Genomic DNA, 22,247 nt, shown 5'->3' with positions numbered 1-22,247 from the left:
CCGACCTTCCTCGAAAGCGTGCTGATCGTCATGAACAACTCGGTCACGAACACCGCCCGCCTGCTGGGCGCGGGGCTGCGGGCGCTCCTGGTCCTCACCGTCGTCTGCGGAGTGCTCTACCCCCTCGCCGTGACGGGCGTCGCCCAGGCGCTCTTCAACACGAAGGCGAACGGGTCGGAGATCACCTCGGGCGGCAAGGTCGTCGGCTCCTCGCTGATCGGCCAGCAGGGCTACGGCCTCGACTACTTCCAGCCCCGGCCGGCGAACGGCCTGGGCGAGAACTCCGTCAACACCCGGTACAAGCTGATCCTCTCCGGTGCCACCAACCGCTCCGGGGACAACGCCGAACTGATCGCATGGGTGAAGGAGGCCAAGGCCGCGGTCGTCAAGGACAACTCGACGGCCGACTACAAGGTCAAGCCGTCCCAGGTCCCCGCCGACGCGGTGACGTCCTCCGGATCCGGCCTCGACCCGGACATCTCCCCGGCCTACGCCGACCTCCAGGTGCACCGGGTCGCCGAGCGGAACGGCCTGTCCGTGGGCCGGGTGCAGCAACTCGTGGACCGGCACACCGACGGTCGCACGCTCGGCTTCATGGGCGAGCCCCGGGTGAACGTCCTCGAACTCAACACCGCGCTCAAGGAGCTGACCAAGGGCTGACGCCGGGGACCGCCCAGGCGGTCGGGAGGGGCCGATCGGCTGGGCCGGGCCGTTGTCAGTGGCCCGCGTTAGTCTGCGAACATCTGCTCGTTCTGTCCGATCTGGGAGGTTTTCATGGCTTCACGCCTCAACCCCTACATCAGCTTCGACGGCGACGCCCGGCCGGCGATGGAGTTCTACAAGGAGGTCTTCGGCGGCACGCTGGCGCTGAACACCTTCGGGGAGGCCGGTGCGCCGGGCACCCCGGAGGCCGACCAGATCATGCACGGCATGCTGGAGACCCCGAGCGGCTTCACCCTGATGGGAGCCGACACCCCACCGGGCATGGAGTACTCGCCGGGCGGCAACTTCTCGGTCAGCCTGAGCGGCGACGACGAGAGCGAGCTGCGCGGCTGGTGGGAGAAGCTGTCCGCCGGGGGCACGGTCTCCGTCCCGCTGGAGAAACAGATGTGGGGCGACGTCTTCGGGATGTGTACGGACCGGTTCGGCATTCCCTGGATGGTCAACATCGGCCAGACACAGGAGTAGCGACGGACCTTCGGAGTGGGCGGCCCCGTGGGGCCGCCCGCCTCGGTCGCGCCGGGCAGCTGCGGTCGTAGCGGTCGAAGCGGTCGAAGAGCGGTGGCACGAAGCGGTCGCGGACCGGTGGCACACTGACCCGGTCACCGAAGGAGCCCAGTCAGTGCCCATGATCCGCAACCTCAGCCGAGTGGTCCGCCGCGCCTATCGCCGCACGGTGGACCTCAGCCATCCCGCCCGTTCCCCCCTCGGCAGCGCGGTGGAGAACTGCGTGGTCTACCGCGAGGGCGGACGGCAGCCCGGCGACTGGGCGCCGGGCGAGGCGATCCGCCGGACCCGCGAGGGCCGGGACGGCTTCGTCTGGATCGGCCTCCACGAACCGACCGAGGAGGAGTTCGCCGGCCTCGCCAAGCTGTTCGGCCTGCATCCGCTGGCCGTCGAGGACGCGATCCACGCGCATCAGCGGCCGAAGGTCGAGCGGTACGACGACACGCTGTTCGCCGTCTTCAAGACCGTCCGGTACGTCGAGCACGAGCAGCTCACCGCGACCAGCGAGGTCGTGGACACCGGCGAAGTGATGGTCTTCGTGGGCCGGGACTTCGTGATCACCATCCGGCACGGCAGCCACGGCTCCCTCGGCCCGCTGCGGGAGGCCCTGGAGCGCCTGCCCGAACAGCTGCGGAAAGGGCCCTCGGCGGTCCTGCACGCCATCGCGGACCAGGTGGTCGACGACTACCTCGACGTCACGGACGCCGTACAGAACGACATAGAGGCCGTCGAGACCGCGGTCTTCGCCGAGCGCACCGCCCGCGGCGACGCCGGCCAGATCTACCAGCTCAAGCGCGAACTGCTCGAACTGAAGCGCGCGGTGGTGCCCCTGCACCGGCCCCTGCAGATCCTCGCCCACGAACCGCCGGTCGCCCTCTCCCCGGAGATCCAGCCGTACTTCCGTGACGTGGCCGACCACCTGGCCCGCGCCACCGAGCAGATCAACGCCTTCGACGGGCTGCTCGACTCGATCCTCCAGGCCCATGTGGCCCAGGTGACGGTCGCCCAGAACGAGGACATGCGCAAGATCACGGCCTGGGCCGCCATCGTCGCCGTACCGACCATGATCTGCGGCATCTACGGCATGAACTTCGACCACATGCCGGAACTGCACTGGACGTACGGCTATCCGCTGGCCCTCGGTGTCATCGCCACCCTCTGCCTGGGCATCCACCGGGGGTTCCGGCGCAACGGCTGGCTCTGAGCCCGGCCCCGCGGGGGCGGAAGCACGGGCCCAGCGCGTGCGCCGGAGTCGGCGCGTACGTCGGCGCCGGCTCGTGGCGTCGATGCCGGCTCGTGCGTCCGAGTCAGCTCGTGCGTCGCAGTCAGCTCTTGATGAAGGCCAGCAGGTCGGCGTTGAAGGCCTTCTCGAACTCGCCGACCAGGCCGTGCGGGGCGCCAGGGTACGTCTTGAGCGTGGCGTCCTTGACGATCTGTACCGTCTTGAGGGCGGCGGCCCCGATGGCCACGATCTGGTCGTCCTCGCCGTGCGCGACCAGCGTGGGGACGTCGATGCTGCGCAGGTCCTCGGTGAAATCCTGCTCCGAGAACTGCTCGACGCAGTCGTACGCGGCCTTCAGGCCAACCTGCATGCTCCACAGCCAGAAGGAGCGGCGCAGACCTTCCGACACGGTGGCACCGGGCCGGTTGAAGCCGTAGAACGACTCGCTGAGGTCCCAGTAGAACTGCGAGCGGTCCGCCTCGACGCCGGCGCGGATGCCGTCGAACACCTCACGCGGGGTGCCCTCGGGGTTGTCCGCCGTCTTCAGCATCAGCGGCGGTACGGCGCCCAGCAGGACGACCTTCGCGACCCGCCGGGTGCCGTGGCGGCCGACGTAACGGGTCACCTCGCCGCCGCCGGTCGAGTGACCGACCAGGATCACGTTGTCGAGGTTGAGGCCCTCGATGAGTTCGGCCAGGTCGTCCGCGTACCGGTCCATGTGGTTGCCCTGCCACGGCTGGTCGGAGCGGCCGTGGCCACGGCGGTCGTGGGCGACGGCACGGAAGCCGTTGTCGGCCACCAGGCGGGCCTGACCGTCCCAGGCGTCGGCGTTGAGCGGCCAGCCGTGGCTGAAGACGACCGGCTGACCGGTACCCCAGTCCTTGTAGAAGATCCCGGTGCCGTCGCTGGTGGTGAAGGTTGCCATGGGGGATGCCTCTCTGTTCGTGTCGTCGCGTGGTCATGCGGCTCATGGGGCTCATGCGTGTTCGGGCTGGAGGAGTGGCCCGACGCCCGCCCGGTCCGTGGTGCTCGCCGGAGGGCATGCTTTCGACACTAAGGTGGCGAGCCGTTTCCGCAATCCGTCGTCCGGCCGCGTTCACGGAGCGGACGGCCGGGCGTCAGAGATCCGCCTCGTCCAGTACGCCGTTCAGCGCGAGCCGTATCGCCGCCTCCGGGCCCAGCCCGCGGCCCTCGCGCACGGCTTCGGCGAAACCGGTGTCGCCGAGGGTGGCCCGGAGCTGGCGGGCGTACTCCCGGCGGAAGACGGTCGCCTCGATGTCGGCGAGCTGGGGGAGTCCGGCCGAGTACCAGAGCCGGGTGCCCACACCCAGCAGACGGGCCGCGCGCTCGGGCTCGCCGGCGGCGGTCTCCGCCGCGATCAGGAGGTCGGCGACGGCCGCCGCACCCAACCGGTCGTGGACGCGCCACTTGGCCGCCAGCGCCTCGCGGGCGGAGAGGAGCGCCGCCTCCGGCCGCCCGAGCCCGATCCCGGCGAGGGCGACGAAGAAGTCGCCCCAGGCCCGCATCCACAGCTCCCCCCGCTTCTCACAGTCGAGGCGCAGCCGCTCCGCGACCACCGCGCACCGCTCGAACGCGCCCTGCCCGGCGAGCAGATACGCCTGTACGGCCAGCGTCAGCAGCTGGAAGAACTCCGCGCCGCCCCCGGCCCCGGGCCCCTGGGTGTTGCTGCCGTACAGCAGGGCCGACCGCGCCGACTCGCCGCGCACCGCGAGGCTCGCCCCCGTCAATGGCAGTGCGGAGATGGGCAGTTGACGTTCCTGCGCCAGCCACACATATGCCGCGCTCACGGATTCGGCCGCGTCCACGTCGTCCGGTACGACGGTGACCAGCCGGTGGGTCCAGGTCGCCAGGGTGTGCCCGGGGACACCCTCGGGTGCCCGGCGCAGCGCCCGCTCCAGATAGCCGCGCCCCTCGTCGGCGAAGCCGCACGCGAACCAGAAGTACCAGAGCGTGCCGGTGAGTTCGAGCGCCGGCTCGGGCTCCGGCGCCGCCAGGCTCTCCTCCAGCGCGACCCGCAGATTGGCGTGCTCCACACTCAGCCGTTCGGCCCACATGCGCTGGCCGGGGCCCAGCCATTCGGCCTCCCCCTGCCGGGCGATCCAGCGGAAGTAGTCGAGATGACGGGCGCGTACGGCGTCCTGTTCGCCGAGGCCTTCCAGCCAGTCGGCGCCGAAGGTGCGAAGGGTGTCGAGCATGCGGTAGCGGCCTGCCACGCTGTCGTTCTCGCGGGTGACGATCGACTTCTCGGTGAGCGACGCGAGCAGGGTGAGGATCTCCTCCGCGTCCAACGGGCCGCCGTGGCAGACGAATTCGGCCGCCTCCACGTCCCAGCCGCCCGCGAACACGGACAGCCGGGCCCACAGCAGCCGCTCCAGCGGGGTGCACAGCTCATGGCTCCAGCCGATCGCCGTGCGCAGCGTCTGATGCCGGGCGAGCCGGGGCCTGGCGGGCGAGACGAGCAGGTCGAAGCGGGAGTCGAGGCCGTGCAGCAGCCGGTCGAGTGGGAAGCCGCGCAGGCGTACCGCCGCCAGTTCCAGGGCGAGGGGAATCCCGTCGAGCCGGGCGCAGACCGCCGCGACGTCGGCCCTGTTGCTGTCGGTCAGAGTGAACGACGGCACCGCGGCGGCGGCGCGGGCCGTGAACAGCGCCACCGCGTCGGCGTGCTCGCCGAGCGGCAGCGGTGCCAGCGACAGCAGATGCTCACCGGGCACGCCCAGCGGCTGTCGGCTGGTGGCCAGGACCCGTAACTCCGGTACGTGCGCGAGGAGTTCCTGGACGACACGGCCGCACTCGGCGAGCACGTGCTCGCAGGTGTCCAGGACGAGCAGCAGCGGCCCGTCGTCGAGATGCTCGCAGACCGCCACCAGCAGCGGGCGCAGTGTCTGTTCCGTCAGCCGGGTCGCCTCCGCCACCGCGTTCGTGAGGAGGTCCGCGTTCTGCAGATCGGAGAGTTCCACCAGCCACACCCCGCCGGGGAACTTGGTCTGTGCGGTGTGTGCGGCCCGCAGTGCCAGCCGGGACTTGCCGACGCCTCCGGGGCCGGTGAGGGTCAGGAGGCGGGTGGACTCCAACAGTGCGCCGATCCGGGCGAGTTCGGCCGCGCGGCCGACGAACGTGTTGGGCTCGGCGGGAAGATTGCCGCTCCTGCCGCTGCGTACCGAGGCGCTCATCGCTCCTCCTCACCCGGCCGATGGCGGTCACCCTAACGCTCCGCGACGTCCGTGTCCGAGTCCCGGCCGGGTGACGGAATTCGGGTACTCATCCTCTCGCAGAGGTGTCGACGGGCGTAGCGTGGAGGCGTTCCGGCACACCGAGCGGGAGATCTGGGAGGTGCGGGAAATGGAAGTTGTGCCCGCGCTCAGAGCGGTCGGAGAGATGCGCGCCGGAGACCATCTGCTGCTCGGTTACGACGCGGACGAGGAGCGCGAGACCGTGGTCGCCGCGTTCCTCCTCGACGGGCTCGCCAGTGGGCACCGGGGGCTGGTGCTGGGTCCGGCCGATCTGCCGGCCGACCTCGCGCTCACCTTCCTGGAGTCCCGCGGCTGTGCCGTCGACGACGAACTCGCCGCGGGCCGCCTGACGGTGGACCCGCACCTGGGGACGCCCGAAGGGCTGTGGGACCTCGACGAGGTGATCCGCCGCGAGGCACGCCGTGCGGTCGGGGACGGCTATCTCGGCCTGCGCGTCAGCATGGAGATCATGCGCGGCCAGGCGGGCAAGGGGCTCAAGACGCTGCACGACAGCGAACTCCTCCTGGAGCCCGTCTTCGCGTCCCTGCCGGTCCTCGGGATCTGCCAGTACGACCGCAGGGTCTTCGACGACGTCGAACTGGCCCCGCTCGACGGGCTGCACCACGGGCGGGTCGCCGCCGATCTGGTGTGGCGCGACGAACTGCTCTCCATCACCCGCACCTTCGCCCCGCCGGGCCTGGCGCTCGCCGGGGAGGTGGACGACACGAACGTGACGGCCCTGGCCCGTGCCCTGCAGGCCGAGACGACCCGCGCCAGGGCCCGTTCGGTCAATGGCACGAGCATCCGGCTCGACCTGCGGGAGCTGGCGTTCATCGACGTGGGCGCGCTGCGCCTGCTCGTCTTCTCGGCCCTGTCCCTGCACACCTCCGGCGGCACCCTGGTCCTGCACGGCGTCGCCCCGCACATCCAGCGGCTCATGCGTGTCACCGGCTGGGACAGGATCCCCGGTCTGCGCCTGGACAAGGGGGACGTGAGGGAGGGAGCGATTCCATGACCCGTCCGGGGTTCGTCCACCAGGCGCTGTGCTACGGATCGGACGAGGACTTTCTCGACGGCGCGGCCACCTTCGCCCTCGACGGCCTGTACGCGGACGACACCGTCCTCGCTGTCCTGGCGCCCCGGAACATCGGCCTCCTCGGCCGGGCGCTCGGCCTGCGCTCGTGCGAGGTGGAGTTCGCCCTCGCCGACGACTGGTACGGCTGCCCCTCCCGCACCCTGGGCCGGTACCACGCCTACTGCGCGGAGCACGACCCGGGCGGGGCGGGCCGCTCTTCCCGGGTCCGGATCATCGGCGAGCCCGTCTGGCCGGGCCGTACGGAATTCGAGACACGCGAGTGGATGCGCTACGAATCCCTGCTCAACGTGGCCTTCGCGGGCACCGCCCACTGGATACTCTGCCCGTACGACATCCGGGTCCTGCCGGCCGCGGTGGTCCGTTCGGCGACCCGCACCCACCCCGAACTCGCCCTGGGGACAGGGGAGACGACGGTCAGTGACCGCTACACGGATCCGGCCGACTTCTGCGCAGAGTGCGACGCGGCGGAGTCCGGTGCACTGCCGGCCGGCCATGACGACATCCCCTTCGGCCGCGACCGGTCCGCGCACGCACGGCACGCCCTGCGCAGCTACGCCCGTGACCTGGGGGTGCCCGAGCAGCGGACGCACGACATGGTCGCCGCGGTGCACGAGGTGATGGCCAACTCCGTACGCCACGGGGGCGGCCGGGGCGTTCTGCGCCTGCGCAACGACGTCGAGTACGTGATCTGCGAGGTCTCCGACATCGGTACGGCGAGGCTGATTCCGGCGCCGCCCTTCCCCGGGCATCTGCCACCCGACCGCGGGGCCGTGCGTGGCCACGGGATGTGGGTGGTGCGTCAGTTGAGCGATCTGCTCACGGAGACCTTCGATCCCACGGGCTCGGTCGTGCGCCTGTATTTCAAGAGAGCGGTGACCGTGTGACCGCCCTGCGACGGCGGTCGCGGGGCGCGTCCCTCAGGAGGCCGGGCCGGACGGCAGGGTCGCGAGTCCGGCGCGCAGGAAGGCCATCGCCGTGTCGATGTCGGCCTCCTGGGGCCGATAGCAGACTTCGCTGATCACCGCGGCGGCGGCGGCCGACGCCATGCGCGGTCCGAAGTCGTCGGGAGAACTGCCCTGTTCCTCGGCGAGGATCTTCGCGCCGAACTTGATGACCTCCGTCAGCCGCGCCTCGGCCACCGCGCGCAACTGCGGGTTCAGCTCCAGCACGCGGTCGGTGAGATCGGCCATGCCCTTGGGCTCGGCGATCTCCGCGCGCAGCCAGCGCTCCAGCGCGTCCAGGATCGTCAGGCCGGGCTCCCGGTCGTGCACGGCGGCCCTGACCTGGTCGGTGACGGAGTCGAACTCCGACATCGCCAGTTCCAGTTTCGAAGGGAAATACAGGGTCACTGTACGAGGTGAGACCTCGGCCGCCGCCGCGATGTCGGCGATCGTCGTCGCCTCGAACCCGCGGTCGGCGAACAGCTCGTAGGCCGCGCGGACGATCGCCTCCCGGCGTCGCGCCTTGCTGCGTTCCCGTAGGCCGTCGCTCATCATGGCACCACTTTACCACTCATGGTTAATTTACATCAGGCTGTAAAAATGCCTTAGGGTGTAGAGATGTCGCGGTCCGATCGGGGCCTGCGGGGAGAGGGAGGAAGACGGGTTATGGCGTCACGCCTGTACACCTGGGGACGATGGGCGGTACGCCGCCGGGGCAGGGTCCTGGCCGTCTGGCTGCTGCTGCTCACCGTGGTCGGAGGACTCGGGATCACCCTGCACGGCAAGGTGAGCACCGAGTTCTCGGTGCCGGGGATCGAGTCCCAGAAGGCCCAGGAACTGCTGAAGGAGAAGCTCCCGGCCGCCGCGGGCGGGGTCGCCCGAGTCGTCTTCGCCGCGCCCGAGGGAGACACGCTCAGTGACTCCAAGGCCGACGCGGCCCTCACCGCGAGCCTGAAGAAGGCCGCCGGGGTGCCCGGCGTCGTGAACGTCTCCGACCCGGCCGGGACCGGGACGGTCTCGCAGAACGGGCGCATCGGCTACTCCGACGTCATGTTCCGCCAGGCGGCCGACAGCGTGCCCCAGACGTCCAAGGACGCCCTGTCGGACGCGATGGAGCAGGCCCGGGACGCCGGTCTCGAAGTCGAGTTCGGCGGCTCGGCGATGCAGCCGCAGACCGAGGTCGGCGGCCCGGCGGAGATCGTGGGCGTCGTCATCGCCTTCGCCGTCCTGGCCCTCGCGCTCGGCTCACTGATCGCGGCCGGTCTCCCGCTGCTGACCGCCGTCGTGGGGGTCGCGATCGGCGTCCTGGGCGTCCAGTTCGTCTCCCGCTTCGTGGAGATGACCAGCACCGCCACCGTGCTCGCCCTCATGATCGGCCTGGCGGTGGGCATCGACTACGCCCTGTTCATCCTCTCCCGCCACCGGGAACAGCTCGCCGACCCCGACATGGACGTCGACGACTCCATCGCGCGGGCCGTCGCCACCGCGGGCGGCGCCGTCGTCTTCGCCGGAGCGACCGTCATCATCGCGCTCTCCGCGCTGGCGGTCACCGGCATCCCGTTCCTCACGATCATGGGCCTGGCCGCCGCCGTGACCGTCCTGCTCGCCGTGCTCATCGCCATCAGCCTGGTGCCCGCGGTGCTGGGCATGTTCGGCGAGCGCCTGCGCCCGCGCCGGCGCCGCTCCGAGCGCGCCGCCGGCGCCTGGGCCCTGGGCTGGGCCCGCCTGGTCACCGGCAAGCCCGTGATCGTTCTCCTGGTGGGTGTGGTCGGCCTCCTCGCGCTCGCCCTGCCCGCCCGCGATCTCCGCCTCGGCCTGCCCGGATACGCGTCCCAGCCCGTCGAGAGCACCCAGCACAAGAGCTACGACCTGCTGAGCGAGGGCTTCGGAGTCGGCTTCAACGCCACCGTCACCGCCGTCGTCGACACCGGCGGTATCCCGGCCGCCGACCGCACCGAGACACTCACCCGGCTGCGTACGAGCCTGGCCGGTGACTCCGGAGTCGCCGCCGTCGCCAAGCCGGTGACCAACCAGGACTCCACTCTCGCGATCGTCGCGGTCGTGCCGAAGACCGGCCCGGACGCCCAGGCCACCACCGACCTGGTGCACCGGCTGCGGGAGAACGCGCCCAGTATCGACAAGGCGGGCGGCACCCTCTACATCGCCGGCGCCACCGCGGCGGCCATCGACGTCGCGGGCAAACTGTCCGACGCGCTGCCGCTGTTCATCGCCATCATCGTGATCCTCGCGCTGATCCTGCTGACCATCGCCTTCCGGTCCCTGCTGGTCCCGGTCAAGGCCGCCCTCGGATTCCTGCTGTCGGTCGCCGCGTCCCTCGGCGCCACCGTGTGGGTCTTCCAGAACGGCCACCTGAACGGCATTCTCGACATCCCGTCCGCCGGACCCGTCACCAGCTTCCTCCCCGTCCTGCTCATCGGCGTCCTCTTCGGGCTGGCCATGGACTACGAGGTCTTCCTGGTCAGCCGGATGCGCGAGCACTACGAGCGGACGGGCAGCGCCTCCGAGGCCATCGTCCACGGAGTGGCGCGCAGCGGCCGGGTGGTCAGCGCCGCAGCACTGATCATGGTCGCGGTCTTCGGCGGCTTCGTCTTCAACCACGACCCGATCATCAAGTCCATCGGTTTCGCCCTGTCCTTCGGCGTCCTCGTCGACGCGTTCGTGGTCCGGATGACCCTCGTCCCGGCCACCATGGCCCTCATCGGCCGCCGCGCCTGGGGACTGCCCGGCTGGCTCGACCGCGTCACGCCCGACGTGGACATCGAGGGCGCCAAACTGCCGCAGCGTGCCCCGGCCGGACAGGAGGACGAGCACCGCGAGGCGGTGGGCGCTCCCGGCTCACGCTGACCGGCGCACCCGCTGATCGGCGCTCCGGCCGACGGACGCACCCGGTGACCGGGGCACCCGTCGGCCGGAGCCCCCGCACGGCTGTCCGGCCGGCCGCTACGACCCGTGCGGTACGGCGACGGCCGGGAGCGTGAACTCGTAGACCAGTGCGTCCTGCTGGGCGTTCACCACCAGATCGGTGATCTCCAGGGGGCGGGCGTACTGGTCGTGCACCTGCCGCGTCACCCGCACCGAGTCGGCGTCACCGGGCCCGGTGATGGAGTCGCGGTGGTGCAGGGTCAGCCCCGCCCGGCGCATCCAGTCGTACACGCGCCGCAGCTGGGCCGACGACGTACCGCCGGCGCGGTCGCGGTAGCGGGCGAGCTCCTCGACCTCGGCGAGCGCGACCGCCGAGAACGACGTCACCGCGGTCCGCCGCCCGTGCCCGTCCGGTGCGGCGGACTCGTAGCGGTGCACCAGCGTCGGCCGCCACGGGGCCAGTCCCAGCGCCGCCGCGTGCTCCGGCGGGGGAGTCTCCCAGGTCACGGTGGCCCGGTCGACGGCGCGGGACGGAGTCGTGTCGGCGCCGAGCGGAAAGCCGAGCGACGGGAGGTGCCCGACCGGCAGGCCGGGCAGCTTCGCATGGGTGCCGCGCCGGTCGGTGGAGACCAGGCCGTCCCGGCGAAGGATGTCCAGCGCCTGCCGGACCGTCTCCCGGCTCGCTCCGAACCGTGCGGCCAACTGCCGCTCGCCCGGCAGCCGTTCGCCGGGCGGAACGGATCCGTCGCGCAGCGCCCCGAGCAACTCCGAGGCGATCCGCGAGTACAGCGGCTGAGGGTCATCGTGCGTGGTGCTGCGGGCCATGTCCGCGCTCCCCTTGTGACAAGACGTAGCCGTGCGGTCGGTGGACCCGCGCTCCCGCGGCCCTGGTCATGGGGCCGGAGGACGCGGTTCCTCGTGAGCGACCATCTCTAGCATTGGTCTAAACCATGCTGGAAGTGCGTCCCGGCGGATCGGCCGGTTTCAGCCCGTCCGGCACTGCTCTCAGAGCGCGCCGTAGAGGGCGTCGACGAGCGCCGTCTTCCGCGGGTCGTCGGCGATGTGCGGACCCATCCGGTTCATGACGTACCCCAGGGATACACCCGCCTCCGGGTCGGCCAGACCGCAGGAACCACCGAAGCCGTCGTGCCCGACAGCCCGGGGGTTGGGGCCGTAGGACTGGTGGGGGCCGCTGAGCCAGAGGCCCAGGCCGATCTCCGTCTCGCTCTCGAAACCGGCGCCCAGCACCAGGTCACGGCAGGCGCCCTGTCCCTCGCGGACCCGCTCGGCGGCCTCGGGGGACAGGATTCGGTGCGCCCCGTACGAGCCCCGGCCGGCGAAGATCCCGTACAGCGCGGCGATCGCCCGGGCCGTGCCGTGGCCGTTGGCGGCCGGGAGTTCGGCGGCCCGCCACGCCGCCGTGTTGGCCTCGGGCGCGCCCGCCACCGGGTTCGTCAGCGTGGCCAGCGCCACCGGCGCCAACTGGCTGAAGATCGCCGCCCGCTCGCTGGGCTCGGCGGTCGGCGGATGCACCAGTTCGGCCGCGCGCCCGGCCTCCTCCTCCGGCAGCCCGATGCCGAAGTCGATGCCGAGGGGGCCGGTCACCTCGCGCCGCAGGAACGCGCCCGGCAGCAACCCCGAGACGCGACGCACCACTTCACCCACCAGGAAGCCGTACGTCAGCGCGTGATAGCCCGACACCGTGCCGGGTTCCCACCAGGGCTCCGTCGCCGCGAGCCGCTTCGTGGTGAGCTCCCAGTCGTAGAGCTGCTCCAGCGAGTGCGGTTCGCGCAGCCCGGCGAGCCCCGCCCGGTGGGACAGCAGATGCCGTACGAGCACCGACTCCTTGCCCGCCGCGGCGAACTCAGGCCAGTACGCGGCCACGGGGGCGTCCAGGTCGAGCAGCCCGCGGTCGGCCAGGATGTGTGCGCACAGTGCGGTCGGCCCCTTGGAGGTGGACCACACGTTGACGAGGGTGTCCCGCCCCCAGGCCCGCGTCCTGGCCGCGTCGGCCCAGCCACCCCACAGATCCACGACGAGCTCACCACCCACGGTGACGGCCACCGCCGCGCCGAGTTCACCCCGGTCACGAAAGTTCTCTTCGAACGCACGCCGCACACCCACGAAACGATCCGCGCAGTACCCCTGGACCTGAACCATGACGCCTCCGTCCTCGAAACCAGAGCCCCGCAGGGGGCACGGCAAACGGCACACCCAGCCACAACGAACCCGCACCGCCCTAAGGGGCGCGGGGAACGGCGCGCCGAGCCACGACGAACCCGCACCTACAAGCCCACCCTCACCCCCACCCCCTAAGGGGCGCGGGGAACGGCGCGCCAAGCCACGACGAACCCGCACCTACAAGCCCACCCTCACCCCCACCCCCCAAGGGGCGCGGGGAACTGCGCGACCAGCCACAGTCGACCCGCAGACACCCGACACCGACACCCGACACCCCCACAACAACAACCCGCTCAGAAATACCCCGGCAGCCAAGCCAACTTGACCGCCTCCTGATACGGCCCCCCACCCTCGTGGTCGTTGAAGTCGTACACCTCGATCCCCTTGTCGACATGCCCCCACGCATTGAACGCGGCGAACACAGTCGACGGCGGACACGTCTGATCCTCCAGCGCCGCGGAGAACAACGCAGGCGCCCGCCCCCGCCCAGCGAAGTGCACCCCGTCGAAGTACGACAACGTGCGCAGCACCGACTCGGTCCGCCCCCGATGCGTCTTCAGGTAGTTCCCGATCTCCCGATACGGATCCCGATCCGTCAGCCTCGTCGCGCGCGGGTAGTCGCACAGGAACGGAACATCGGGCGCGACCGCCACAAGGTCCGGCACCAGCCCGCCCACGGCGATCGAGATACCGCCCCCCTGACTCGTACCGACGACCGCGGTCCGTGAGGCATCGACCAGCGGATGCGAACGCGCGGCCTCCACGGCCCGTACCCCGTCGGTGAAGACCCGCCGGTAGTAGTAGTTCTCCGGAGCGTCGATGCCCCGCGTCATGAACCCGGGATACGCGGGCACGCTGCCCACCGGGTCGGGCGTGTCACCGCCACCGCCCCACGCACCGCCCTGGCCCCGCGTGTCCATCACGAAGTGCGCGAACCCGGCCGAGGCCCACAGCAGATGCGTGTGCGAGAGACCGCGTCCGCCGCCGTACCCGATGAACTCCACGACCGCGGGCAGCGGCCCGTCCGCCCCGGCCGGAAGGATCAGCCAGCCCCGCACCGGGTGACCGCCGAACCCGGCGAACGTGACGTCGTACACCGTGACGTTCCGCAGATGCGTCTCGACCGGCTCGAAGCGGGCGTCCAGGTTGTGCTCGCGCGCCTCCGCCAGCGTCTTTCCCCAGAAGGCGTCGAAGTCCTCGGGCTCCACGGACGCGCTGCGATAGTCCCGCAGCTGATCGAGAGGAAGGTCGAACAAGGCCATGGAGGACCGCCTTTGCTACGAATGAGGGTGCGGATGATCCACACCGTACGGGTGGTGCCCGAAGGCCGCCAGGCCATGCCGTCGGACCCGGCACGAGTGGCCCGACTCCGCGATGCCACCGCCGCGTTCACCGGTTACGGTGAGAGACCGGGGGATGACGTCTCGTCGGCTCCCGATGTGGAGGGGCCCATGGCCGGGGGCGGATACGGGAGCGGTGAGAGCGGCCACGGTGAAGTCGACCGTGGAGAAGTGGACCGTGGAGAAGGCGGTCGCGGGGAGGGCTGCGGTGGCGAGGGCCGTCGCGGAGCAGACGGCCGTGGCACCCGGGAGCAGGTGCCGAAGCTGCGGCTCGACGAACTGCTCGACGAGCTCCAGGGGCGTATCGAAACCGTCCGCGGCACCCGGGACCGGCTCCAGGGACTCCTGGAGGCCGTCCTGTCGGTGGGCCGCGAACTGGACCTCGCGCAGGTGCTGCGCCGGATCGTCGAGTCCGCGATCGTGCTGGTCGACGCGGAGTACGGCGCCCTCGGCGTCATCGGTCAGCAGCGACAGCTCGACCAGTTCGTGCCGGTGGGCATCAGCGACGAGAAACGGGCGCTGATCGGCGAACTGCCCGCCGGACACGGGCTCCTCGGTGAACTCATCCGGCACCCCGAGCCGCTGCGCCTCGCCGAACTCTCCGACCACCCGGCGTCCGCCGGCTTCCCGCCCCACCACCCGCCGATGCACACCTTCCTCGGCGTACCGATCAGCGTCCGCGACACGATCTTCGGCAATCTCTACCTCACCGAGAAGCGCGGCGGCGGGGAGTTCGACCCGGAGGACGAGGCCGTCCTGTCGACGCTGGCCGTGGCGGCCGGCGTGGCCATCGAGAACGCCCGCCTCTACGAACAGGTCAGACTGCGGGAACGCTGGCTGGCGGCCGGCGCGGAGATCACCAGCGAACTTCTCTCGAACGTGCCCCAGGAACAGGTCCTGGAAGTGATGCTGGACCGCGCCCGGGAGATCACCGCGGCCGACCTCGGCGTCGTCGACCTGATCGTGGAGGGCACCGGCGATCTGCGCGGAGCGCTGGCGCGCGGCCGGCAGGCCGAGATGCATCTGGGCCTGCTGCTGCCCCGGGAGGGGACCTTCGCGGGCGCCGCGCTCACGGCGGGCACACTCGTCACCACGACGGACGTACGCAAGGACACGAGGATCACCTACGGACCCGACCGCTGGGACGGACTCGGTCCCGCCGTGGCCGTGCCCCTGGGGACGAACGACGGTCTGCGCGGCGTCCTGATGCTGGCCCGTGGCGCGGGCCGCCCGCCGTTCAACGAGCGGGAGACCATGTCGCTCCTCAACTTCGCGGGACAGGCCGCACTCGTCATGGAGCTGGCGGACCGGCGGCGTGACGCCGAGCAGCTGAGCCTGCTGGAGGACCGCGACCGCATCGCCCGTGACCTGCACGACCTCGCGATCCAGCGGCTGTTCGCGACGGGCATGACCCTGCAGAGCGCGCAGCGCTTCGTCCAGCATCCGCAGGCCGCCGACCGGCTGGGCCGGGCCGTCGACGACCTCGACGACACCATAAAGATCATCAGGTCCACCATCTTCGGCCTGCGCGCCCACGAGACGGCGGCCGAGGGGCTGCGGGTCCGGGTCGTGCGCGCCCTGGAGGAAGCGGCGGCGGTCCTGGGCTTCACCCCGTCCCTGCGCATGGAGGGGCTGCTCGACGTCGACGTACCCGGTGATGTCGCCGAGGACGTCGTGGCCGTGGTGGGAGAGGCACTGACCAACGTCGCCCGGCACGCGAAGGCCACCGCGGTGGACGTCGCCCTCGTCGTGCGCGACGGCCACCTCACGCTCACCGTCACCGACGACGGCACCGGAATGCCGACCGGCGCCGACGGCCGCCGCAGCGGCCTGCGCAACCTCGCGGAACGGGCCCGACGCCGGGGCGGCGACCTGCTGCTGACGAGCAGTCAGACACGCGAGGAGCGCGTCGACGGCGGTGTCGAGAGCGACGACAGAAGTGACAGCGGAGGCAGCGGTACGAGGCTGACGTGGCGGGTTCCGCTGGAAACCCACCGGGCGCCCGAAACACCGCGAGTGACCGACCCGCCGTGAGTGACCGACGCGCTGTGAGCGACCGACGAGCCGCGAGCGATCAGTGCGTCATGAGCGATCGGTGCGTCATGAGCGGTCGACGCCACTCGGCGCGCACGCGCTCCGATCTCACCGTTCGCCTTTCCGGCGAGGAGGCGGCAGTCGCGCCGCGAGCACCGCTGCCTGGATGCGCCGTTCCACGCCCAGTTTGGCCAGCAGCCGGGAGATGCCGTTCTTGACGGTCTTCTCGGAGAGGTAGAGCCGTTGGCCGATCTGCCGGTTGGTGAGCCCCTCGCCGATCAGGACGAGGAATTCGCGCTCGCGCTCCGTGAGGCCCGCCGGCCGCGCGTCGTCGGCGGCCGGGGTGTCGCCCGCCGGGGCCCGCAGCGTGTTCATGAGCCGGCCGGTGGTCGCCGGATCGAGCATCGACTGCCCCGCCCCGACCGTGCGGACCGCCGAGATCAGGTCGGAGCCCTTGATCTGCTTGAGGACGTAACCGGCCGCCCCCGCCATGATCGCGTCCAGCAACGCGTCGTCGTCATCGAAGGACGTCAGCATCAGACAGGCCAACTCGGGCATCCGCGAACGCAGTTCACGGCAGACGGTGATGCCGTCGCTGTCGGGGAGCCGGACGTCCAGGATCGCCACGTCGGGCCGCAGCGCCGGTCCGCGTACCAGCGCCTGTGCGCCGGTGGCGGCCTCCCCGACGACCTCCAGGTCGGGCTCGGCGTCCAGCAGATCGTGCAGTCCCCGGCGCACGACCTCGTGGTCGTCGAGCAGGAAGATCCGGACCGGTGCGCCGCCGGGCGCGTTCTGACGGTCGGCCATGACCACGACTTCCTGGGACTGGGCTGGGCTGAGGGCGGTTGGGTTGGGCTGAGCAGAGCTGCGGTGTCCCGATCGAGCGTCGCGCACCGGGCGGGAGACCCGACAGGGGCCGAACGGTCCCCTGCGGAGGCTCAGCGGGGAGCACCGCTGCCGTTGGCGGCGTACAGGTCGAGCAGCCGGGTGCGGGCGGCGTGCAGGCGCCGGGAGAGCACCCGTCCCACCCACTGCCCGACCGCCGTGCCGAGGGCGGGGTCGGACTGGCACATCAGACGTACGGTCGACGCGTCCAGCTCGTACGCCTCGACCGCGGACACGGCCTCCGCGCCCAGCTGCCACACATAGGGCGGGAACAGCCAGGACCAGCCGACGAGTTCACCGTGGCCGAGGGTGTCGATGACGGGGGAGTTGTGGCCGGGAACGCGCAGGTCGAGGGCTACGGTTCCGGTGCGCACGATCCAGAAGTGGTCGGCCCGCCCTCCTTCCTCGAAGAGGCGTGTGCCCGGTGCGAACGACACCTCCCGTGCGAGCCGCATCAGGCGGTGCGTCTGCTCGGCGTGCAGGGCCTCGGACAGTCGGGGAGTGGAGGGTGAGAGCATGCGGGTCCCCTTTCTGGAGTGCCGCGAACACCGCGTCGGGACACCTCCAGGGTCCCGGGCGCCGCCCTCCGGGGACAGGGACCAACCGGTCCCGGCAGGGGCCATTAGGTCCCGTTCCAGGGCTGGTCGGCCCGGTCGTCATGGACGGACGGACCACTTTCGTCGCCGCCCGACTCGTCGTCCTCACCGGCGCCCGGTCAGTTGCCTCCGTCGCCGTTCGGCCCGTCCCGCCCCGGCCGTCAGGTCCGGTCCCGCGCCCATTCGGGCCCGAAACGGGCCCACTCCCGCTCCCACTCGGCCAGCCGCCGACGCGCGGCGACCCGGCGTACCAGGGCGTGCAGGGCCAGTACGCCGGCCGCGGCCACCCCCGCGGCACAGGCACCCACCGCCAGCGTGTGCTGCCAGACCACCGTGTCGCTCGTCGGCGCCGGGACGATCCGGTCCTGGCGGTCCAGCCAGATGTACGTGCGGTCGCCGACCCCGGCTCCGGCGTGCACCCGGGTCTCACCCGTACGCGCCCGCTCGCCCGGCTCCGACCAGCGGACGTTCACCCGTTTGACCGGCCGCCGGTCCCCCTCGCCGGTGGGCGCGGAGGCGTACGACCCCTCGACGATCTCCGCCAGGACCCGGTGATGTTCGGCCCGCTGCTCCACCGCCGTGGACCGCGCCCCCTCGTACGCCCACCAGCCCACCGCCAGCCCGGCCAGCGGCGCGCCGGCCCACAGCACGACGGAGACGACCAGCGCGGTCCACGCCTCCACCACGTCCGTACGACGGCACAGCGGATTGTGGCGCCAACGCCGCCCGATCACCCGCGCCCGCTTCTCGCTCGCCCGCTGTTCCCGTGTCCGCATGTCCCGCCTCCTCAGCACCCGCGACCGTGCCGCGCCGCCCGAGCCACTGCCGTACACCGTGCGTGTGCCCCGTGTAGGCCGAACGGACCCTCCCAGGGGCCGGTTTGCCACTCCCGCCCGCTCGCCGGTCGGTGCGAACGTCACGAGGGTGCTCGTAGCAGGGCCCACCACCGGACACGACGGCCACCGCACGGAGCGGGGGCCACCGACACGAACGGCCGAACAACCCGTCCTTCCACGACTGATCGGCGCCCCGTGTGGAACCCGCGTCCCACCCCCTCCGAACCATCGCAACTGCCGGAACCCCCGTAGTCCCCGTAACCCCCATTACCCCCGTAGCCCTCGGAACAGGAGTCCCTCACCATGGCCAAGGACCGCATGGCGGCGCTCGACGCGCACTGGCGTGCCGCGAACTACCTGGCCGTCGGTCAGATCTACCTCCTCGGCAACCCGCTGCTGACCGAGCCGCTCACGGCCGCACACATCAAGCCGCGGCTGCTCGGACACTGGGGCACCTCGCCCGGCCTCAACCTGGTGCACACCCATCTCAACCGTGTCATCGCCGAGCGCGACCTCGACGCGATCTGTGTGTGGGGCCCCGGCCACGGCGGCCCCGCGGTCCTCGCCAACTCCTGGCTCGAAGGCAGCTACACCCAGACGTACCCGGACGTCACCCGGGACGCCGCCGGCATGGAACTCCTCTTCCGGCAGTTCTCCTTTCCCGGCGGAGTCCCCAGCCATGTCGCCCCCGAGACCCCGGGCTCCCTGCACGAGGGCGGCGAGCTGGGCTACTCGCTCACCCACGCCTACGGGGCCGCCTTCGACAACCCGGACCTCCTGGTCACGTGTGTGATCGGGGACGGCGAGGCCGAGACGGGACCCCTCGCCGGTTCCTGGCACTCCAACAAGTTCCTCGACCCGGTGCACGACGGCGCCGTCCTGCCCGTCCTGCACCTCAACGGCTACAAGATCGCCAACCCCACCGTGCTCGCCCGGCTGCCGCGCGCCGAACTCGACGACCTCATGCGGGGCTACGGACACGACCCCATCCACGTGTCCGGCGACGACCCCCGCCGCGTCCACCGGGAGCTCGCGAAGGCGATGGACCAGGCGCTGGACCGCATCGCCGAAATCCAGCAGGGGGCCCGCGGCGGGAAGAGCGGGGGTCCGGCCGGCGGGCGGCCCCGCTGGCCCATGATCGTCCTGCGGACCCCCAAGGGCTGGACCGGCCCGGCCGAGGTCGACGGGGAGCCGGTCGAGGGCACCTGGCGCTCCCACCAGGTCCCGCTCGCCGGCGTCCGCGAGAACCCCGAGCACCTGAGGCAGCTGGAGGCCTGGCTGCGCTCGTACCGCCCCGAGGAACTCTTCGACGCCGAGGGACGGCCCACCCGCCTCGTCCTCGACGCCGTGCCCGAGGGCTCCCGCCGCCTCGGCGCGAACCCGCACACGAACGGCGGACTGCTGCTGAGTTCACTGCCCCTGCCGGACCTGGACGACTTCGCCGTCCCCGTGGACAAGCCCGGCGCGAGCACCCACGAGCCCACCCGGGTCCTCGGCGGCATGCTCGCCCGCATCATGGCCGACACGTCCGAGCGGCGGAACTTCCGGGTCGTGGGCCCCGACGAGACCGAGTCGAACCGCCTGGGCGCGCTGTACGAGGCGACCGGCAAGGCCTGGCAGGCCGAGACCCTCGACACCGACGAACACCTCGCCCGCGACGGCCGCGTGGTGGAGGTCCTCTCCGAACACCTCTGCCAGGGCTGGCTGGAGGGCTATCTCCTCACCGGCCGGCACGGTCTGTTCTCGTCGTACGAGGCGTTCGTGCACATCGTCGACTCCATGGTCAACCAGCACATCAAGTGGCTCAAGACCTCGCGGGAGCTGCCCTGGCGGGCACCGCTCGCCTCCCTCAACTACCTGCTGACCTCGCACGTCTGGCGCCAGGACCACAACGGCTTCTCCCACCAGGACCCGGGCTTCGTCGACCACGTCCTCAACAAGAGCCCCGAGGTCGTACGGGTCTATCTGCCGCCGGACGCCAACACCCTGCTGTCCGTGGCGGACCACGCCCTGCGCAGCCGCGACCACGTGAACGTGATCGTCGCCGGGAAGCAGCCCTGCTTCGACTGGCTGTCCATGGACCAGGCCCGCGCCCACTGCGCCCGGGGCGCGGGCATCTGGGAGTGGGCCGGCACGGAGAACGGCAACCGCGAACCCGACGTGGTGCTGGCCTGCGCCGGAGACGTACCCACTCAGGAAGTCCTCGCCGCCGCCGCGCTGTTGCGCACCCACCTGCCCGACCTGGCGGTCCGTGTCGTCAACGTCGTCGACATCGCCCGGCTGATGCCGCAGGGCGAACACCCGCACGGCATGGCCGACTCCGAGTACGACGCCCTCTTCACCGCCGACAAGCCGGTGATCTTCGCCTACCACGGCTATCCCTGGCTGATCCACCGGCTGGCCTACCGGCGCACCGGCCACGCCAACCTCCATGTGCGCGGCTACAAGGAGTCGGGCACCACCACGACCCCCTTCGACATGGTCGTCCGCAACAGCCTCGACCGGTACCGCCTCGTCATGGACGTCATCGACCGCGTCCCGGGCCTCGCCGTCCGCGCCGCCGCCGTACGCCAGCGGATGAGCGACGTGCACACCCGCCACGAGACCTGGATCCGCGAGCACGGCACGGACCTGCCGGAAGTCGCCGAGTGGACCTGGTCCGGCTGACGACGACCCACGACGACCAACGACGACGAGAAGACGCAAAGACGCGCGTGATGAACCGGGAAGGGCCCGCACCATGAGGAAGGACATCCGAACCGTCACCGTGGGTGTCGACGGCTCCCGCGCCGGTCTCGACGCCGCCGACTGGGCGGCCCGCGAGGCCGAGCGCCGCCGTGTCACCCTGCGGCTGCTGCACGCGGGCGGCGAACCCACCGCGTCCGCCTCCGGAGCCGCGTCCGCCTCCGGAGCCGCGCCCGCGTCCGGATCCGTACCCCGCCCCCGCCGCCCCCGGGTACGCGTCCGGCCGGGCCCTGAGCTGTCAGCAGCCGCCGACAGCGAGCTCCAACGGGGCATCCTCGACCGGGCCGCCGTGCAACTCTCCTATGCGCACCCGACGTTGGAGATCGCCGCCCGCCGAACGGACACGCCGGCCCTTCCGGCGCTGCTCGAAGCCGCCACGGAGTCCGAGACGGTGGTTCTCGGCTCACGCGGCTTCGGCGGGTTCAGCGGATTCCTGGTCGGCTCGGTCGCACTCGCCGTCGCCGCGGGCGCCGCGTGTCCCGTGGTGCTCGTCCGCGCGGGCGAACTCCCCCTGGACGAGCGCGTACCGGCCGACACGGGCGACGACACCACCTCGCCCGCCCGGACCCCGTACCTGCCGGTGGTCCTGGGACTCGACCTGGAAGAACCGGCCGACGAACTCATCGGCTACGCCTTCGACGCGGCCGGTGTCCGGGCCGCGCCCCTGCACGTCGTGCACACCTGGACTCTGCCGCCGCTGTCGCCGCCGTCGCCCCTGCGCGATGGCGCGGGCGGTGCGGGAGCGCCCGGCGAAACGGCCGTGGAGCAGGACGCCAGGGAACAGTCCCTGGCGGCGGTCCTGGGACCGTGGCGCCACAAGTTCCCGGAGACCGAGGTCTCGGAGGAGGTCGTGTACGGGCATGTCGGCCACCATCTCCTGAAGGCGTCGACGAGGGCGGGGCTGCTCGTGGTCGGCCGTTCCGCGGCGGACGACGGTCTGGGCCGGGCCGCGCACTCCCTGGTCCACCACTCCACGTGCCCGGTCGCCGTGGTCCCGCACGACTGACGGC

General features: G+C 71.5%; 17 protein-coding genes and 1 pseudogene. 9 read left to right on the top strand and 9 right to left on the bottom strand.

Going from position 1 to position 22,247, the window contains the following annotated elements; genetic code table 11:
* Window positions 1-30 precede the first annotated feature (30 nt).
* The 3 genes from ACZ60E_RS41210 to corA all read left to right on the top strand — a co-directional run bounded on the left by ACZ60E_RS41210 (window position 31) and on the right by corA (window position 2,431).
* Window positions 31-660, top strand: coding sequence for a potassium-transporting ATPase subunit C (locus ACZ60E_RS41210; protein WP_469447312.1), 630 nt, complete (start codon window positions 31-33; stop codon window positions 658-660).
* A gap of 114 nt (window positions 661-774) precedes the next feature.
* On the top strand, window positions 775-1,188 hold the full coding sequence (locus ACZ60E_RS41205; protein ID WP_469447311.1) for a VOC family protein: 414 nt from the start codon (window positions 775-777) through the stop codon (window positions 1,186-1,188).
* Window positions 1,189-1,348: 160 nt separating this feature from the next.
* A complete protein-coding gene (gene corA, locus ACZ60E_RS41200) occupies window positions 1,349-2,431 on the top strand; it encodes a magnesium/cobalt transporter CorA (protein WP_384809755.1) in 1,083 nt (360 codons plus the stop codon).
* Window positions 2,432-2,552: 121 nt separating this feature from the next.
* Here the strand turns inward: corA and ACZ60E_RS41195 are convergent, their stop codons facing one another.
* Window positions 2,553-3,374: an alpha/beta fold hydrolase gene (locus tag ACZ60E_RS41195; protein ID WP_469447309.1), complete on the bottom strand. Its 822-nt coding sequence runs from the start codon at window positions 3,372-3,374 to the stop codon at window positions 2,553-2,555.
* A gap of 193 nt (window positions 3,375-3,567) precedes the next feature.
* Window positions 3,568-5,640 carry an ATP-binding protein gene (locus ACZ60E_RS41190; RefSeq protein ID WP_469447307.1) on the bottom strand — a complete coding sequence of 691 codons (2,073 nt, stop codon included), beginning with the start codon at window positions 5,638-5,640 and terminating at the stop codon, window positions 3,568-3,570.
* Between the two features lie 169 nt (window positions 5,641-5,809).
* On the opposite strand from ACZ60E_RS41190, the gene ACZ60E_RS41185 reads away from it, so the two are divergent.
* Window positions 5,810-6,715, top strand: a complete 906-nt coding sequence (locus ACZ60E_RS41185; protein WP_384809749.1) for an MEDS domain-containing protein — start codon at window positions 5,810-5,812, stop codon at window positions 6,713-6,715.
* Window positions 6,712-7,680, top strand: coding sequence for an anti-sigma factor RsbA family regulatory protein (locus tag ACZ60E_RS41180; RefSeq protein WP_469447306.1), 969 nt, complete (start codon window positions 6,712-6,714; stop codon window positions 7,678-7,680). The genes ACZ60E_RS41185 and ACZ60E_RS41180 overlap by 4 nt, the downstream gene beginning before the upstream one ends.
* A gap of 33 nt (window positions 7,681-7,713) precedes the next feature.
* Here ACZ60E_RS41180 and ACZ60E_RS41175 read toward each other — a convergent pair whose 3' ends face one another.
* Window positions 7,714-8,292: a TetR/AcrR family transcriptional regulator gene (locus ACZ60E_RS41175; protein WP_384809746.1), complete on the bottom strand. Its 579-nt coding sequence runs from the start codon at window positions 8,290-8,292 to the stop codon at window positions 7,714-7,716.
* Between the two features lie 111 nt (window positions 8,293-8,403).
* On the opposite strand from ACZ60E_RS41175, the gene ACZ60E_RS41170 reads away from it, so the two are divergent.
* Window positions 8,404-10,602: an MMPL family transporter gene (locus ACZ60E_RS41170; protein WP_469447305.1), complete on the top strand. Its 2,199-nt coding sequence runs from the start codon at window positions 8,404-8,406 to the stop codon at window positions 10,600-10,602.
* A 96-nt stretch (window positions 10,603-10,698) separates the two neighbouring features.
* Here the strand turns inward: ACZ60E_RS41170 and ACZ60E_RS41165 are convergent, their stop codons facing one another.
* The 3 genes from ACZ60E_RS41165 to ACZ60E_RS41155 form a co-directional block, all read right to left on the bottom strand.
* Window positions 10,699-11,445, bottom strand: a complete 747-nt coding sequence (locus tag ACZ60E_RS41165; protein WP_384809742.1) for a GntR family transcriptional regulator — start codon at window positions 11,443-11,445, stop codon at window positions 10,699-10,701.
* A gap of 180 nt (window positions 11,446-11,625) precedes the next feature.
* Entirely contained in the window at window positions 11,626-12,780 is a 1,155-nt protein-coding gene (locus tag ACZ60E_RS41160) for a serine hydrolase domain-containing protein (protein WP_469447304.1), read from the bottom strand.
* Window positions 12,781-13,094: 314 nt separating this feature from the next.
* Window positions 13,095-14,063, bottom strand: coding sequence for an acetylxylan esterase (locus ACZ60E_RS41155; protein WP_469447302.1), 969 nt, complete (start codon window positions 14,061-14,063; stop codon window positions 13,095-13,097).
* 33 nt (window positions 14,064-14,096) lie between these two features.
* On the opposite strand from ACZ60E_RS41155, the gene ACZ60E_RS41150 reads away from it, so the two are divergent.
* On the top strand, window positions 14,097-16,175 hold the full coding sequence (locus ACZ60E_RS41150; protein WP_469447301.1) for a sensor histidine kinase: 2,079 nt from the start codon (window positions 14,097-14,099) through the stop codon (window positions 16,173-16,175).
* A gap of 108 nt (window positions 16,176-16,283) precedes the next feature.
* On the opposite strand, the gene ACZ60E_RS41145 is transcribed toward ACZ60E_RS41150, so the two are convergent.
* From ACZ60E_RS41145 to ACZ60E_RS41135, 3 genes are all read right to left on the bottom strand, one after another.
* A complete protein-coding gene (locus ACZ60E_RS41145) occupies window positions 16,284-16,982 on the bottom strand; it encodes a response regulator (RefSeq protein ID WP_469447299.1) in 699 nt (232 codons plus the stop codon).
* A gap of 131 nt (window positions 16,983-17,113) precedes the next feature.
* On the bottom strand, window positions 17,114-17,578 hold the full coding sequence (locus ACZ60E_RS41140; RefSeq protein ID WP_469447297.1) for a Crp/Fnr family transcriptional regulator: 465 nt from the start codon (window positions 17,576-17,578) through the stop codon (window positions 17,114-17,116).
* Window positions 17,579-17,817: 239 nt separating this feature from the next.
* Window positions 17,818-18,432: an Rv1733c family protein gene (locus ACZ60E_RS41135; RefSeq protein ID WP_469447295.1), complete on the bottom strand. Its 615-nt coding sequence runs from the start codon at window positions 18,430-18,432 to the stop codon at window positions 17,818-17,820.
* Window positions 18,433-18,792: 360 nt separating this feature from the next.
* Between ACZ60E_RS41135 and ACZ60E_RS41130 the strand changes: the two are divergent.
* Window positions 18,793-21,159: pseudogene (locus tag ACZ60E_RS41130) on the top strand (phosphoketolase family protein); the annotation flags it as partial.
* Between the two features lie 73 nt (window positions 21,160-21,232).
* Window positions 21,233-22,243, top strand: coding sequence for a universal stress protein (locus tag ACZ60E_RS41125; RefSeq protein WP_469447293.1), 1,011 nt, complete (start codon window positions 21,233-21,235; stop codon window positions 22,241-22,243).
* Window positions 22,244-22,247: the final 4 nt, after the last annotated feature.

The sequence above is a fragment of the Streptomyces sp. NPDC102514 genome, from assembly GCF_055584525.1.
This window is presented reverse-complemented; position numbering and strand designations above follow the sequence as displayed.

What these genes read in the sequence shown, in the direction of transcription:
- ACZ60E_RS41210 (WP_469447312.1), top strand. Translation starts at nt 31, where the DNA reads ATGAACAACTCGGTCACGAACACCGCCCGCCTGCTGGGCGCGGGGCTG.
- ACZ60E_RS41205 (WP_469447311.1), top strand. Translation starts at nt 775, where the DNA reads ATGGCTTCACGCCTCAACCCCTACATCAGCTTCGACGGCGACGCCCGG.
- corA (WP_384809755.1), top strand. Translation starts at nt 1,349, where the DNA reads ATGATCCGCAACCTCAGCCGAGTGGTCCGCCGCGCCTATCGCCGCACG.
- ACZ60E_RS41195 (WP_469447309.1), bottom strand. Translation starts at nt 3,374, where the DNA reads ATGGCAACCTTCACCACCAGCGACGGCACCGGGATCTTCTACAAGGAC.
- ACZ60E_RS41190 (WP_469447307.1), bottom strand. Translation starts at nt 5,640, where the DNA reads ATGAGCGCCTCGGTACGCAGCGGCAGGAGCGGCAATCTTCCCGCCGAG.
- ACZ60E_RS41185 (WP_384809749.1), top strand. Translation starts at nt 5,810, where the DNA reads ATGGAAGTTGTGCCCGCGCTCAGAGCGGTCGGAGAGATGCGCGCCGGA.
- ACZ60E_RS41180 (WP_469447306.1), top strand. Translation starts at nt 6,712, where the DNA reads ATGACCCGTCCGGGGTTCGTCCACCAGGCGCTGTGCTACGGATCGGAC.
- ACZ60E_RS41175 (WP_384809746.1), bottom strand. Translation starts at nt 8,292, where the DNA reads ATGATGAGCGACGGCCTACGGGAACGCAGCAAGGCGCGACGCCGGGAG.
- ACZ60E_RS41170 (WP_469447305.1), top strand. Translation starts at nt 8,404, where the DNA reads ATGGCGTCACGCCTGTACACCTGGGGACGATGGGCGGTACGCCGCCGG.
- ACZ60E_RS41165 (WP_384809742.1), bottom strand. Translation starts at nt 11,445, where the DNA reads ATGGCCCGCAGCACCACGCACGATGACCCTCAGCCGCTGTACTCGCGG.
- ACZ60E_RS41160 (WP_469447304.1), bottom strand. Translation starts at nt 12,780, where the DNA reads ATGGTTCAGGTCCAGGGGTACTGCGCGGATCGTTTCGTGGGTGTGCGG.
- ACZ60E_RS41155 (WP_469447302.1), bottom strand. Translation starts at nt 14,063, where the DNA reads ATGGCCTTGTTCGACCTTCCTCTCGATCAGCTGCGGGACTATCGCAGC.
- ACZ60E_RS41150 (WP_469447301.1), top strand. Translation starts at nt 14,097, where the DNA reads ATGATCCACACCGTACGGGTGGTGCCCGAAGGCCGCCAGGCCATGCCG.
- ACZ60E_RS41145 (WP_469447299.1), bottom strand. Translation starts at nt 16,982, where the DNA reads ATGGCCGACCGTCAGAACGCGCCCGGCGGCGCACCGGTCCGGATCTTC.
- ACZ60E_RS41140 (WP_469447297.1), bottom strand. Translation starts at nt 17,578, where the DNA reads ATGCTCTCACCCTCCACTCCCCGACTGTCCGAGGCCCTGCACGCCGAG.
- ACZ60E_RS41135 (WP_469447295.1), bottom strand. Translation starts at nt 18,432, where the DNA reads ATGCGGACACGGGAACAGCGGGCGAGCGAGAAGCGGGCGCGGGTGATC.
- ACZ60E_RS41125 (WP_469447293.1), top strand. Translation starts at nt 21,233, where the DNA reads ATGAGGAAGGACATCCGAACCGTCACCGTGGGTGTCGACGGCTCCCGC.